Source organism: Achromobacter pulmonis, assembly GCF_902859765.1.
GTDB classification, from domain to species: Bacteria; Pseudomonadota; Gammaproteobacteria; order Burkholderiales; family Burkholderiaceae_B; genus Achromobacter; species Achromobacter pulmonis.
This window is the reverse complement of sequence record NZ_CADIJV010000004.1, coordinates 156,042-169,315: the sequence shown is the minus strand read 5'-3', so window position 1 is coordinate 169,315 and position 13,274 is coordinate 156,042. Positions and strand designations below refer to the sequence as shown.

General features: G+C 69.2%; 11 protein-coding genes. 3 read left to right on the top strand and 8 right to left on the bottom strand.

Going from position 1 to position 13,274, the window contains the following annotated elements; genetic code table 11:
- Nucleotides 1-89 precede the first annotated feature (89 nt).
- The 5 genes from HV701_RS05760 to HV701_RS05740 all read right to left on the bottom strand — a co-directional run bounded on the left by HV701_RS05760 (nt 90) and on the right by HV701_RS05740 (nt 5,127).
- Nucleotides 90-1,724: an ATP-binding cassette domain-containing protein gene (locus HV701_RS05760; protein ID WP_054419566.1), complete on the bottom strand. Its 1,635-nt coding sequence runs from the start codon at nt 1,722-1,724 to the stop codon at nt 90-92.
- A gap of 175 nt (nt 1,725-1,899) precedes the next feature.
- On the bottom strand, nt 1,900-2,784 hold the full coding sequence (locus HV701_RS05755) for an HpcH/HpaI aldolase/citrate lyase family protein (protein WP_217467950.1): 885 nt from the start codon (nt 2,782-2,784) through the stop codon (nt 1,900-1,902).
- A 12-nt stretch (nt 2,785-2,796) separates the two neighbouring features.
- Nucleotides 2,797-3,516: a response regulator transcription factor gene (locus HV701_RS05750; protein WP_175132107.1), complete on the bottom strand. Its 720-nt coding sequence runs from the start codon at nt 3,514-3,516 to the stop codon at nt 2,797-2,799.
- 357 nt (nt 3,517-3,873) lie between these two features.
- The gene (locus tag HV701_RS05745; protein ID WP_175132106.1) at nt 3,874-4,374 is read right to left on the bottom strand and encodes a hypothetical protein; all 501 of its coding nucleotides are present in this window, start codon (nt 4,372-4,374) and stop codon (nt 3,874-3,876) included.
- A 126-nt stretch (nt 4,375-4,500) separates the two neighbouring features.
- Entirely contained in the window at nt 4,501-5,127 is a 627-nt protein-coding gene (locus HV701_RS05740; protein ID WP_175132105.1) for a GNAT family N-acetyltransferase, read from the bottom strand.
- 116 nt (nt 5,128-5,243) lie between these two features.
- Here HV701_RS05740 and HV701_RS05735 point away from each other — a divergent pair, with 116 nt between their 5' ends.
- Nucleotides 5,244-6,482 carry an NAD(P)/FAD-dependent oxidoreductase gene (locus HV701_RS05735; RefSeq protein WP_175132104.1) on the top strand — a complete coding sequence of 413 codons (1,239 nt, stop codon included), beginning with the start codon at nt 5,244-5,246 and terminating at the stop codon, nt 6,480-6,482.
- A gap of 40 nt (nt 6,483-6,522) precedes the next feature.
- Here HV701_RS05735 and HV701_RS05730 read toward each other — a convergent pair whose 3' ends face one another.
- Nucleotides 6,523-7,650 (bottom strand): 3-deoxy-7-phosphoheptulonate synthase, encoded by a 1,128-nt coding sequence (locus HV701_RS05730; RefSeq protein WP_244957774.1) that lies wholly within the window; start codon nt 7,648-7,650, stop codon nt 6,523-6,525.
- A 263-nt stretch (nt 7,651-7,913) separates the two neighbouring features.
- Between HV701_RS05730 and HV701_RS05725 the strand changes: the two genes are divergently transcribed.
- On the top strand, nt 7,914-9,140 hold the full coding sequence (locus HV701_RS05725) for an EAL domain-containing response regulator (RefSeq protein ID WP_175132103.1): 1,227 nt from the start codon (nt 7,914-7,916) through the stop codon (nt 9,138-9,140).
- A gap of 24 nt (nt 9,141-9,164) precedes the next feature.
- Here the strand turns inward: HV701_RS05725 and HV701_RS05720 are convergent, their stop codons facing one another.
- Together HV701_RS05720 and HV701_RS05715 are read right to left on the bottom strand one after the other, a co-directional pair.
- Nucleotides 9,165-10,808, bottom strand: coding sequence for a mucoidy inhibitor MuiA family protein (locus HV701_RS05720; protein ID WP_254595119.1), 1,644 nt, complete (start codon nt 10,806-10,808; stop codon nt 9,165-9,167).
- Between the two features lie 146 nt (nt 10,809-10,954).
- Nucleotides 10,955-11,857, bottom strand: a complete 903-nt coding sequence (locus HV701_RS05715; protein WP_175132102.1) for a LysR family transcriptional regulator — start codon at nt 11,855-11,857, stop codon at nt 10,955-10,957.
- Nucleotides 11,858-11,961: 104 nt separating this feature from the next.
- Here HV701_RS05715 and HV701_RS05710 point away from each other — a divergent pair, with 104 nt between their 5' ends.
- Nucleotides 11,962-13,254, top strand: coding sequence for an MFS transporter (locus HV701_RS05710; RefSeq protein WP_254595118.1), 1,293 nt, complete (start codon nt 11,962-11,964; stop codon nt 13,252-13,254).
- Nucleotides 13,255-13,274 lie beyond the last annotated feature (20 nt).

Sequence of the window (13,274 nt, the reverse complement as noted above, 5' to 3'; positions counted from 1 at the left end):
CCGGGCGGGCAATTCGCGGGATTGTAGCGCGTTCGAACGCGAATGGACCATGCCGCGAAGCGCATCGCCGCCGGGCTCCGGCCGCGCGGTCAGGCCGCGGCCTTGGCCGACAGCTTGGTCTTGTAGAGCCAGTCCTTGTAGTCGTCCAGATCGCCGTCGAAGGGGCTGAAGCGCCCGTCGGCGACGATGATGAACTGGTCGGTGGTGGCGCGCAGCAGGTGGCGGTCGTGCGATACCAGCACCAGCGTGCCCTCGAACTGGGCCAGCGCGGTGGTCAGGGCCTCGCGGGTTTCCAGGTCCAGGTGGTTGGTGGGCTCGTCCAGCAACAGCAGGTTGGGGCGCTGCCACACGATCAGCGCCAGCGCCAGGCGCGCCTTCTCGCCGCCGGAGAATGGCGCGATCGAGCTGGTGGCCATGGCGCCGTTGAAATTGAAGCTGCCCAGGAAGTTGCGCAGCTCCTGCTCGCGCACCGTCGGCGCGATCTTGGTCATGTGCCACAGCGGCGATTCGTCATGGCGCAGCATCTCGACCTGGTGCTGGGCGAAGTAGCCGATCGACAGGCCCTTGTTGAACTGGGTCTCGCCCGCCAGCGATTGCAGCTCGCCGGCAATGGTCTTGATGAAGGTCGATTTGCCGGCGCCGTTGATGCCCAGCAGGCCCAGGCGCTGGCCCGCCTGCAGCGAGAAGTCGATGCCCGACACGATGATCTTGTCGGACGTGACGCCGCTGTCCTCGTCGGTGTTGCGGTAGCCGGCGCTGACCTTGTCCATGGTCAGCAGCGGATTGGGCGCGCGCAGCGGCTCGCGGAACTCGAACGAGAACTCGGCGGCGGCGCGCAGCGGCGCCACTTCTTCCATGCGGGCCAGCGCCTTGATGCGGCTCTGCGCCTGGCGCGCCTTGCTGGCCTGGGCCTTGAAGCGGTCGATGAAGGATTGCAGGTGGGCGCGCTGGCGCATCTGCTTTTCCATCATGCCCTGCGCCAGTTCCAACTGGGCGGCGCGCTGGCGTTCGAACGACGAGTAGTTGCCCGAGTAGCGCTTGAGCTTGCGCTCGTCGATGTGGACGATGACGTTGACCACGCCGTCCAGGAAGTCGCGGTCGTGCGAGATCACGATGAGCGTGCCCGGATAGCGCTTGAGCCAGTCTTCCAGCCAGATGATGGCGTCCAGGTCCAGGTGGTTGGTGGGCTCGTCCAGCAGCAGCAGGTCGGACGGGCACATCAGCGCCTGCGCCAGGTTCAGCCGCATGCGCCAGCCGCCCGAGAAGCTGGTCAGCGGCAACTGCATTTGCGCCTGCGTGAAGCCCAGGCCGGTCAGCAGTTGCTCGGCGCGCGAGTGCACCGTGTAGGCGTCGGCGTCGGCCAGCGCGGCGTAGATGTCGGCCATGCGCAGGCCGTTCTCGGCGCTTTCCGGCTCGGCTTCGAGCGCGGCCAGCTCCGCCTCCAGTTTGCGCAGCGTGACGTCGCCGTCGATGGCGTATTCGATGGCGGGGCGATCGAGCGCGGGGGTTTCCTGCGCCACATAGGCCATGCGCCAGCTGGCGGGATAATCCAGGTCACCCTGGTCGGCGTGCAGCGTGCCGCGCAGCAGGCCGAACAGGCTCGACTTGCCGGCGCCGTTGGCGCCGATCAGGCCGATCTTGTCGCCGGGGTTCAGCAGCAGGTCGACCTTGTCGAACAAGGGCTTGACGCCGCGCATGAGTGAAACTTGTTGGAAGCGGATCATGAATCGTGTGGCAGGGGGGGGGCGCGACGAACGCGCGGCAAGGTTCCCGCCACAGGCAGCGGCGAAAAAAACGGAACCGGGAAGACATCGCGCCGGCGGCGCGACATGCGGGCCGCGCCGGGCGCGGCGGGCGGAAGCGGCGGGGCCGCTCCGGGATCGCGGGGGGTATTGTAGTTCAGGCGCCGGCCGGGCCGGCCTCGATGGCGGCGGCCATTGCCAGCAGGCGTTCGGCTTCGCGCGCATGCAGGTTCTCGACCAACATGCCGTCCACCACCGCCACGCCCTGGCCCGCCGCCTGCGCCGCGCGCCAGGCCTGGAGCCGCTTGCGGGCATTGGCCAATTCGCTGGCGGACGGCGCGAACGCGGCGTTGGCGGCGGCGATCTGCTTCGGATGGATCAGTGTCTTGCCGTCGAAGCCCTGGTCGCGTCCCTGGCGGCAGGCGGCCGCGAGGCCGGCCTCATCGTCCAGGTCCAGGTGCACGCCGTCGAGCACCGCCAGGCCATGGGCGCGCGCGGCCAGCACTGCCAGCGAGCGCGCCAGCAGCGTCTCGTGGCGCTCGGGCGTATGGCGCGCGCGCAGGTCCTTGACCAGGTCGGAGGTGCCCACCACGATGGCCGCCAGGCGCGCGTGGCCGCCGGCAATCGCGTCCAGCCGCAGAAAGCCCAAGGGCGTTTCGGCCATGGCCCACAGCGGCAATGCGGCCGGCGCGCCAGCCGCATCCAGGGCGCGCGCCAGCGCGTCGAGTTCAGCAGCCGATTGCACCTTGGGCAGCAGCACCGCATCGGCGCCGGCCCGCGCGATCGCGCGCACGTCGTCCAGGCCCCACGGCGTGTCCAGCGCATTGACGCGCACCACGCATTCGCGCCGGCCGTAGCCGCCGGCGCGCAGGGCCGCGGCCACCTGCTCGCGCGCCAATGCCTTGGCGTCGGGTGCGACCGCGTCCTCGAGATCGAGGATCAGCGTGTCGGCATCGAGGCTGCGCGCCTTGTCGAGCGCGCGCGCGTTGGCGCCCGGCATGTAGAGGACGGAACGGCGGGGGCGGGTATCGGTCAGTGCCATGTCGGGGAAAATTCAGTGCTTGCTGTTGCCGACGATCTGCACCGGCATGGTGCAGACATAGCCGACGCCATAAACGGTGCGTATGCCCATGTCGCCGCCGGCCTGCGCGCGCAGCTTGCGGCGCAGCCGGTGCATGTGCGCATCGAGACGATGGGTGTCATAGGCCTCGGTGCTGGCGCCCAGCGCCTCGACCAGCCGCCCGCGCGACAGCGGCAGCGGCGCGGCCTGGATCAAGGCGCCGATCAGGCGGCTTTCGGTGTCGGTGATGTCGACGTGGACGCGCTTGGGCGACACCAGCCTGCGGCGCGCGGGATCGAAGCGCCAGATCTCGGTGGCTGGCGCTTCGGGGTCGGCCGCGGGCACGACACGCAGGCGCCGCGACAGCGACACCAGGGTCGCGCCGAGTTCGGCCAGATTGACGGGCTTGGTCAGGTAGTGGTCGGCGCCCAGACTCAGCCCCGACACCTTGTCTTCGCTCAGCAGCCGGCCGGTGAGCATGATGATGCCCATCGAGGGATACGTGGTGCGCAGATGCGCGACCCTTGTCAGCCCGTCGCCATCGGGCAGCATGGCGTCCAGCACCAGGATGCCGGGAGTGACGTTCAGCAGCAATTGATCCAGTTCGGAGAGCGAGCCCGCCGTGAGGATGGCTTCGCCCAGGCCGAGGTCGTGGATGAATTCGGCGATGGTGTCGCGCCAGTCGCCGTGATCGTCGACGATGATGATGGTCACGGCGCCGGACGAGCAGGCGGTTGCGCGCGGGGCGCTCCATGGGCAAACACGCTTTCCGCTCCTTTCATGCTACGGCTTTTTATTGGTGTGGATGGGTCCGCCTGGCTGGGGCGCAGGGCCGGGATGCGCCAGCCGATGAGATCCCCTCGAGGCGCTCCCGCGGAGAATATCATTATCGCCGTTGTGGCGGCGCAGCATGTTGCGCAGGGCAGCCGCTGGCGCGGCACCGGGTGGTCAAAAAATGAGCAGCCCCTGCGGTGTCGCCGCGCAGGCCGGCCCGCCTGCCTGCGTCAGTTTCTTATCCACAGTTTCTGTGGATAAGAAAGTCGTGCGAAAGTTGTACACCGCCAGGTCGGTTCAGGGCGTTGGCGCGGCGGCCAGATATTCCACCGGCACGCCGGGCGGCACCTTGCGCACGCGGTCGCGTTCGATGCGCGGCGGCGCGAAGCGCGTCTTGCGGGCCGCCGCGTTCTGCAACAGCACCGACAGTACGGCACCCTTGTCCTGGATCCATTGACTTTTGCCGCGCAGCAACTTCATTGCGCTGTCGGCCGTTCCCAACTTGTAGGAGATGGCGTTGATCTGTACCGAATTCCTGCCGTTGAAAGCGGACTCGTCCTGCTCGGTGATCGCCGCCGCGTCCAGGTTGCTGCTTTCGTGGTCGACGCGATAGATGAATTTGATGCCGCTGAACGGGTCCTGCACCACGACGAGCTTGTCCGAACCTGAAACGTCCGAAAGCATGCCGATCACCGGCGATTCGACCAACTGGTTGCCCCGCTGTTCTTCGGTGTAGATGAAGATACTGGGACGATTGTGCCCGACCGGCGCGGGCGGGGCGAGGGGAGAACGATCCATACCTGACTTGAAATGAGCGGGGCGCTCGGACGGCGAGCCTGCCCCGGGTACCGCATTAACGGCCTCCGGTTGCGGGAACTTGAGCGCAGGCCACGATGAAAGACAAAGAGCAAGCCCCGCCGGCCATCACGCTGCGCGGCGCAGGCGCGCCAGCAGGCGCGTCCTGGCGGCGGGCCAGTCCTCTTCGAGGATGGCGAAATAGGCCATGTCGCGGGTGCGTCCCGACTGCGCGATCAGGTGCTTGCGGAATACCCCTTCCTCGACGCCGCCGATGCGGAGAATGGCCTGGCGCGATTGCAGATTGGCCGCCTCCGTCTTGAACACGACCCGCATGATACCAATTGTTTCAAAGGCGTGCTGCAATAAAAGATACTTGGCCTCGGTGTTGGCGCCGCTGCGCTGGCTGGCCGGGGTGAGCCAGGTGGCGCCAATCTCCAGGCGCCTGTGCGCCAGGGCGATATCCATGTAGCGGGTGGTGCCGATGACCTGGCCGTCGGCCCGCCGCACGATGGCAAAGGGCAGGCAGTCGCCGGCGGCCTGGCCGGCCAGCGCGCGCTCGACATAGCGGCGCATGTCTGCGGCGCTGTCGATCGGTTCCGGCTGCAGCCGCCAGAGTTCGGGGTGCAGGCCGACCTCGGCCAGGGGGCCGGCATGGGCGGCTGTCAAAGGCACCAGGCGCACGATGTCGCCTTCCAGAGTAACGGGTTGCAGGGGGGCGAGGGCGGGCAAGGGCAGGGCTCCTGAAAAACGCATCGCGGCCGGGCGTGCGGCGCCATGGCCGGCGGCGGGCGACCGGCGGCGGGCGATGGTCGATTCTACGCCCGCGCGCGGGCTTGCCGCGGCGATGCCCCGGGGGCAGAATGCGCAGCATGAAAACAGACGTGGTGGTCCTGGGGGCGGGCATCATAGGCGTGAGCGCGGCGCTGCATCTGCAGGCGCGCGGACGCTCGGTGACGTTGTTCGACCGCCGCGGCCCGGGCGAGGAGACCAGCTATGGCAATGCCGGGCTGATCGAACGCGCCAGTGTCATTCCCTATGCCTTTCCGCGCGACTGGCGCAGCCTGCTGCGCTATGCCGGCAACCGCCGGCCCGATGTCCGCTACCACCCGCGTTTCCTGCCGCGCATCGCGCCCTGGCTGCTGCGCTATTGGTGGCATTCGGCGCCGTCGCGGCTGGCGCGCGCCGCGGCCGCCATGCTGCCATTGATCGAACGCAGCGTGACCGAGCACGACGTGCTCAAGGACGCGGCCGGCATCTCCCATCTGTTCCGCCGCAATGGCTGGATCGACGGCATGCGCAGCCAGGCCAGCCTGGATCGTGCCGCGGCCGACGCGGTGGCATTGGCCTGCTACGGGCTGGACTACCAGGTGCTGGACCGGCCGGCGCTGGCGGCGCTGGAGCCGTCCCTGTCGCCCAATCTGGTGGGCGCCATCCATTGGCGTGACCCCGTCAATGTGTCCGATCCGGGCGCCGTGGCGCGCGGCTACGCGGCCCTGTTCCAGCAACGCGGCGGCACGCTGGCGCGCGGCGACGCACGCAGCCTGGAAGCGGTGGCCGGCGGCGGCTGGCGCGTGCGCGGCGTGACCGGGCCGCTGGAGGCGCGTGACGTGGTGGTGGCGCTGGGGCCGTGGTCGTCCGACGTGTTGCGGCCGCTGGGCTACCGGGTGCCGATGGCGGTCAAGCGCGGCTACCACCAGCACTTCGCGCTGGAGGATGGCGCCGCGCTGTCGCGGCCGGTGGCCGATATCGACAGCGGTTTCGTGATGTCGCCGATGACGCTGGGCTTGCGCCTGACCACGGGCGCCGAATTCGCGCCGCGCGATGCGCCGCCGTCGCCGGTGCAGGTCGCGCGTGCGCGCCTGCTGGCGGCCCAGTTGCTGCCGCTCGGCGAGGCGGTCGAGAAGACGCCGTGGATGGGGTGCCGGCCCTGCATGCCGGACATGCGCCCGGTGATCGGCCCGGCGCCGCGCCATCCCGGGCTGTGGCTGGCCTTCGGTCACGCGCATCACGGCTTCACGCTGGGGCCGGTGACGGGCAAGCTGCTGGCTTGCCTGGTGACCGGAGAGACGCCGGACATGGACCCGGCGCCGTATGCGCTGAACCGCTAGGCCGGCGCGCAGCGGGCCGGCCAGGCAGGCCGCGACCGCGTCAGGCGCGGGCCTTGGCGCGGCGCTCGCGCACCGCCTGCGCCAGCATGTCGAGCACCGGCAGGGTCTGGGTCCAGCCCAGGCAGGCGTCGGTAATCGACACGCCCGGGCGCAGCGGCTGTCCTGGCTTGAGGTCCTGGCGGCCTTCCTCCAGGTGGCTCTCGATCATCACGCCGGTGATGCGGGTATCGCCCTGGGCCAACTGCGCGGCGATGTCGCGGGCCACGTCCACCTGGCGCAGGTGCGACTTGTTGGAGTTGGCGTGCGAGCAGTCGATCATGACCTGTTCCCGCTGGCCGGCCGCGCGCAACACGGCACAACAGGCGTCGACGCTGGCGGCGTCGTAGTTGGGGCCTTGCTTGCCGCCGCGCAGGATCACGTGGGTGTCGGCGTTGCCGCGGGTTTCGAAGATCGCGGCCATGCCCATCTTGGTCATGCCCATGAAGGCGTGCTTGGCGCTGGCCGCGACCATGGCGTCGGCCGCGATCTGCACGCCGCCGTCGGTGCCGTTCTTGAAGCCCAGCGGGCAGCTCAGCCCCGAACTCAGTTGGCGGTGGCTGGGGCTCTCGGTGGTGCGCGCGCCGATGGCGCCCCAGGCGATCAGGTCGGCGATGTACTGCGGGCTGAGCAGGTCGAGGAATTCGGTGGCGATCGGCAGGCCCAGGCCGCTGATGTCCAGCAGCAGTTCGCGGGCGCGGCGCAGGCCTTCGTTGATGCGGAAGCTGCCATCCAGGCGCGGGTCGTTGATGTAGCCCTTCCAGCCCACGGTGGTGCGCGGCTTTTCGAAATACACGCGCATCACGACCAGCAGGTCGTCGCGGTACTGGTCGGCGGCGGCACGCAGCTGGCGCGCGTATTCCATGGCCTGGCCGTGGTCATGGATGGAGCAGGGGCCCACCACCAGCACCAGGCGGTCGTCGCGGCCATGCAGCACGTCGGCGATGCGGGCGCGGCTGTCCTCCACCAGCGTCTGGATCGCCGCCGAGACCGGCAATTCGTCCTGCAGCAGGGCGGGCGAGATCAGGGGACGCACCGCGCTGATGCGGGTGTCGTCCGTGCGGGTGTTGTCCTGGGTGGCGTCGGCCGTGCCGACCTCGCGGTCATGCAGGGGATCGTCAATGCGGGTCAAGGGAAGCTCCGTGCCGTAGATGCGGGAAAGGGCTGCCATTATCGCACCCGCGGGCGTCGTCCGTCCGGGCTACGTCCCCCCTTGATCTCGCCCGATTGGCGCCTGCATCGCCCTAATCGGTCCTAGGGCTTTCTCGCCGCGCCGCTGCCGGCGAAGATGCCTTAGCATTGACGCAACGCGCTCCCGCGATCGCGTCCGGCCCGGGGGCCTGTCACCGGCGCCGCCAGCCTGTTCGAATGCCGACACATCCGAGGACTTGCGCGATGCCCAAAACCGACGCTGGCGCCGCTACCCGGAGGATCCTGCTGGTCGAGGACCATCCGGTGGAGCGTGCTTACCTGCAGAACATGCTGTTGGCACTGGGGTACCGGCGCGTGGCCGGCGTGAGCAGCAGCGTCGAGGCCATCGCCGCGCTGGCGCGGCAGAGCTACGACGTGGTGGTCAGCGACATCGCCATGGGCGAGGGCGATGGCACCCGCCTGCCCAATGAGTTGCGGCGGCTGGTCGACAGCGGCCGTATCAAGACCATGCCCCCCATCATCTGGATCAGCAGCCTGGCCGACGAACTGCTGCAATCGCATGTGCGGCTGGCCATGCAGGCGGGCTGCCCGTCATCGCAGGCGTTGGCCAAGCCCGTGTCGCGCACCGCCTTGCAGCATGCCATCAAAGCGGCCCTGCACAGCGTGGAAGACGACACGCGTTCGCCACGTCAGATCTCAGTGCGGCGCGACCTGATCGAGGCCGAGCTGGGGCAGGCGCTGGCGTCGGGCGAGGGCATGCGCGTGGTGCTGCAACCGCAGGTCGACCTGGACAGCGGCCGCGCGATCGCCGCCGAGGCCCTGTCGCGCTGGGATCATCCGACGCTGGGCGCCATCGCCGCCGCCGATTTCGTGCCGGCCGCGCATCGGCTGGGACTGGACCGCATACTGTTCAACCGCGTCGCCGATTGCGTGGTCGAGGTGCTGGTGGCGATGCACGCCGAAGGCATCGCGGTGCCGATCGCGATCAACGCCTCGGCCTCGACGCTGTGCGCGCCCGACCTGCCGGGCGCGCTGGAGCAACGGATGGCGCGCGCCGGCCTGCCGGCGCATCTGGTCAAGATCGAACTGACCGAGGACGAGCCGGTCATCGACTGGCTGGCCCTGTCGTCGGCGCTGAACCTGCTGCGGGTGCGGGGCTTCGAACTGGCCATGGATGATTTCGGCGCGGGCATTGCCTCGATGCGGCTGTTTTCCGCCATGCCGTTCACCGAGTTGAAGATCGACCGCGATTTCATCGTGCACATGCACCGCGAGCCGGCGTCCCGCGCGGTGGTGGCGGCAGCCATCGAAATGGGACGGGCGCTGGGCCGCCTGGTGGTGGCCGAAGGGGTCGAGCAGGAGCGCGATATCCAGTTGCTGCGCGAGCTCGGTTGCAAGGTGGCGCAGGGGTACGGCATTTCGGTACCGCTATCCCCGGAAGATTTCATTGCCTTCTGCCGCCGGCAGTGAAGGCCGCCGGCGGCGCCAAGGCGGTCAGAGGCCGGCCACGTCGATGTCGCCAGGATAGTCGACCGAGAACTTCAATACGGTTTCGCGCGACTTGCCCGGCTCCAGGTCCCAGTTCCAGACCAGCACGCCATCATCGTCGCGCTTGATGTCGCGCTCGGCCGGCGACAGCAGCTTGACCTCGATTTTCTCGTTGCGCGAGATGGGCAGCCGGTCTTTGAACGTGACCTGTTCCTTGGTGGTCTTGTTGTTCGTGACGGTGATCTTGTATTCGTAGGTCACGCGCTTGCCGCTGCCCGAAAAGCCCGTGCTTTCGGTGAAGCGATTGACCAGCTGGCGCTTGATCGAGATGCCGTCGTCGGCGCCCAGCGCCAGTTCGAGTTTCTCGCCGGGCATCACGGTTTTCAAGGACGACGCGGCGACGAAGGCGTCGTCCAGAAAGGTATTGAGCGTGCCGGCCAGGAACGGATAGTCGGTGCCATTGCTGGCCAGGGCCGTCAGGAACGCCGCCTCGCGCAGCGCCGGGGTGGACTGGTATTGCAGCGTGGCCGGCAGCTTGGCAGTGGTGATGGCGACGCGCTGCGCGCTATTGTCCGAGGGCAGTGTGGCGGGCGAGCGGATCTGGAACGAGGCGCTGGTGGCCTCGGCCTGCACCGCGGCGGTCGAAACCTCGGCCTCTTCCAGCGGGGCCCCCGCCTCGACCGCCGTCATCTCGGCGCTGGCCTTGGCGCTCATGCGCGCGCGCGCATCGCCGCGCGTCAACGGCGAGGGGGCGGCGGCCGGCATCGGCATGGGCGGCCGGGGGGCCGCCACGTCGATGATCCAGGGCGTCAACTTGGGCGCGCCGCCGCCCAGCGCCGGCCGCGCGGTCGACAGCGTGAGCCTGACGTTGTTCCAGTCTTCGCCGGTGTTCTGGCGGATGACGCCGAAGTAGCCGAGGTCGATGCTGCGGTCGGCCCGGCGCAGCCGCGCATCGTAGGAAGGCGTCCAGCGGGCGCCGGCCACGGCGTACGACACGTTCAGGTCCAGCTTGCCGGCGCGCGCCAGGTTGACGCGCAGCGTGACGGTCTTGGTGCGGCGATTGAGCTGGCCCTGCAAGCGCCCCAGTTCGCCTTGCGCGGCGGTCAATTGGCGCGCCAGGTCTTCGCGCCGCTCGGCCACCTGCCGCAGGCCGGCCAGGGCGCGGGTCAGCGTATCGGCGCTGAGCGCCTGGATCGCCTTCAGTTCGTCGAGCGTGGGGCGCGGGCCATCCTTGGCCGGCTCGGTGGCGCCACGCTGCATCATCGCCACCAGCTCGCGCTGGTTGTCCAGTACCGCGGCCTCGTCGTCCAATGCCGCCTGCTGGCCGGTCAGCTTGCGGATCTGTTCTTCCAGCTGCCTGACGCGCTCGTTGGCGGTGTCGGCCTGATACGCATCGCGCACCCGCACGTCCAGCAAGGTCGCCTGGCCGGAGCTTCTGGCCGATACCTGCAACGAGTTCTCTTGCAGGCTGGCGGGCAGCTTTTCCAGCACCAGCTCATGCTCGCCCGCCGCCAGCTCGCTGCTGGCGGCGCGGGTGACGACGGCGCGGTCCTGGTAGACCGTCACGGCGCCGATGGAGGACGCCAGTCCGGCCGCCGCGGCCAGACCGGGAAGCGTGGCAAGCGCCACAGCCAGTAGAGTACGTTGCACGGGAACACCTTTGGGCAGATTGCGCCGGCGGGCCCCATCGCGGAGCCGGCTGAGGCGATTGCGGGCCAATTTACAGGCGCTGGCCGGCGCCGGGTTTACAGAAGATGACAAACGCGACAGACCAATACCGTCTGGGCGGCCCGCCCTCAGGCCGGCGGGTCCGGGTGCGCCAGCCGGCGCAGCATCTCGACCGCGTTGTGCGCCGCGATCGAACGGTCGTGACGGCGGTAGGCCATGTCCAGCAAGGCATGCGGCGCATCGCCCTTGATGGGGCGGTACTCGATGCCCTGGGCGCCCATGTGGCGCATCGCCGCCGGCACGATCGAGATGCCGACACCGGCCGCCACCAGGCTGACGATCGATGCCATTTGCGGGGCTTCCTGGATCACGCGTGGCGAGAAGCCGGCGCGCAGGCAGGCGCCCTGGATGGCGTCGTACAGGCCGGCGCCGATCGGCCGCGGATACAGTACGAAGTCCTCGTTCGCCAGCGCAGCGATGGGCACGCTTCGCCGGCGGCTGAGGGGGTGGTCCGGGGGCAGGGCGATCAGCATCGGCTCGTCCAGCACGCGCTCGGATTCGAATTCCGGATCGAGCACATAGGGCGGACGCACGAAGGCCACGTCCACGCCGTTCTCGCGCAGGCCGCGCAGCAGGCTGATGGTATTGCTTTCGGTCAGGCTGACGCGCACGTCCGGATAGCGGTCGCGGAACGCGCGGATGGCTCGCGGCAGGTAGGGATGGAATACCGCCGACGCAGTGAAACCCACGGTGATGGCGCCGCGCTCGCCGCGGCCCAGGCGGCGCGCGGTGTCGATGGCGCGGTCCGCGCTGGCCAGGATGGCGCGCGCGTCCTCCAGGAACTGGGCGCCGGCCTCGGTCAGCTCGACGCCGCGGGGCAGGCGCAGGAACAGCGGGGTGCCGATCTCGCGTTCCAGCTGCTGGATCTGCTGGCTCAATGGCGGCTGGCCTATGCCGAGCCGGGCGGCGGCGCGGGTGAAGTGCAGTTCATCGGCGACCACCGTGAAATAGCGCAGGTGTCTCAGTTCCATCGTTATTAAATATAGCGAGTGCCGGTTTCATATATTGGACATATGCAGGGCAAAAGTCTACCTTGGATGCACGGGTCCTTGCCCGGTGCTTTTCGAGATTTCCGATGTCCACCCCCTCCGTTCTTGTTGCCTCCACCGCTGGCGCCACCGCGCCGGTGCCTCCGACCGGCTATCTGGCGCGCGGCAACCCGGCGTTGCGGCGCGCGCAGTGGGCCCTGTTCGCGGCGGGGTTTTCGACCTTTTCGCTGCTGTACTGCGTGCAGCCGCTGATGCCGCTGTTCACGCAGGGTTTCGGGGTGTCGCCGGCGCAGAGCAGCCTGGTGCTGTCGCTCTGTACCGGCCTGCTGGCCGTGGCGATCTTCCTGGTGGGCCTGTTTTCGCAGGCGTTGCCGCGCAAGCGCGTCATGGCGCTGTCGCTGTTCGCCTCGGCCGTGCTGGGCACGGCGGCGGCGGTGGCGCCCGACTGGCACAGCCTGCTGGCGCTGCGCGCGCTGCAGGGCCTGGCCATGGGGGGCGTACCAGCGGTGGCCATGGCCTATCTGGCGGAAGAGGTCGAGCCCGGCACCCTCGGGTTCGCCATGGGCCTCTATATCAGCGGCAGCGCCTTCGGCGGCTTGTCGGGCCGGGTGATCACGGGACTGGTGTCGGATCATTTCGGCTGGCGCGCGGCCCTGGGCACGCTGGGCCTGCTGGGTATCGCCGCGGCCGTGCTGTTCGTGTGGCTGCTACCGGCTTCGCGCCGCTTCACGCCGCAACGTTCGCGCGGCTGGGCCGGCGTTGCCGCCGATGTGCGCGCGGGTATCGGCGCGCATCTGCGCAATGGCCCCCTGTGCGGGCTGTTCGCCCTCGGCGGCCTGCTGATGGGGGCCTTCGTCACGGTCTACAACTATGTCGGCTTTCGCCTGCTGGCGCCGCCGTTCTCGCTGAGCCAGACCTTCATCGGCTTCATCTTCGTGGTGTATCTGGTGGGCATCTTCGCCTCCACGTATTGCGGCCGCCTGGCCGATCGCCACGGGCGCGGCGCGATGCTGACGGCGGGCTCCGCCCTGGCGCTGGCCGGGCTGCTGCTGACACTGTCGGACAGCCTGCCCGTGCTGATCGCCGGCATCGTGGTGTTCACCTTCGGCTTCTTCGCGGCGCACGCAGTGGCCAGCGGCTGGGTCGGCCAGATGTCGCGCGGCTACAAGGCGCTGGCGGCCTCGCTGTACCTGCTGGTGTACTACGTCGGCTCCAGCGTGCTGGGATCGCTGGGCGGCCGGTTCTGGACCGACGCTGGCTGGCCCGGCGTGGCGGCGATGACCGGCAGCCTGCTGGGGCTGGCGCTGGCCATCAGCGCCGTGCTGTACTGGCGCAGCGCGCGCTTGCCGGCTGCCACGGTGGAGCAGGGCACGTCATAATCGGGCCGGGAATCCACTGA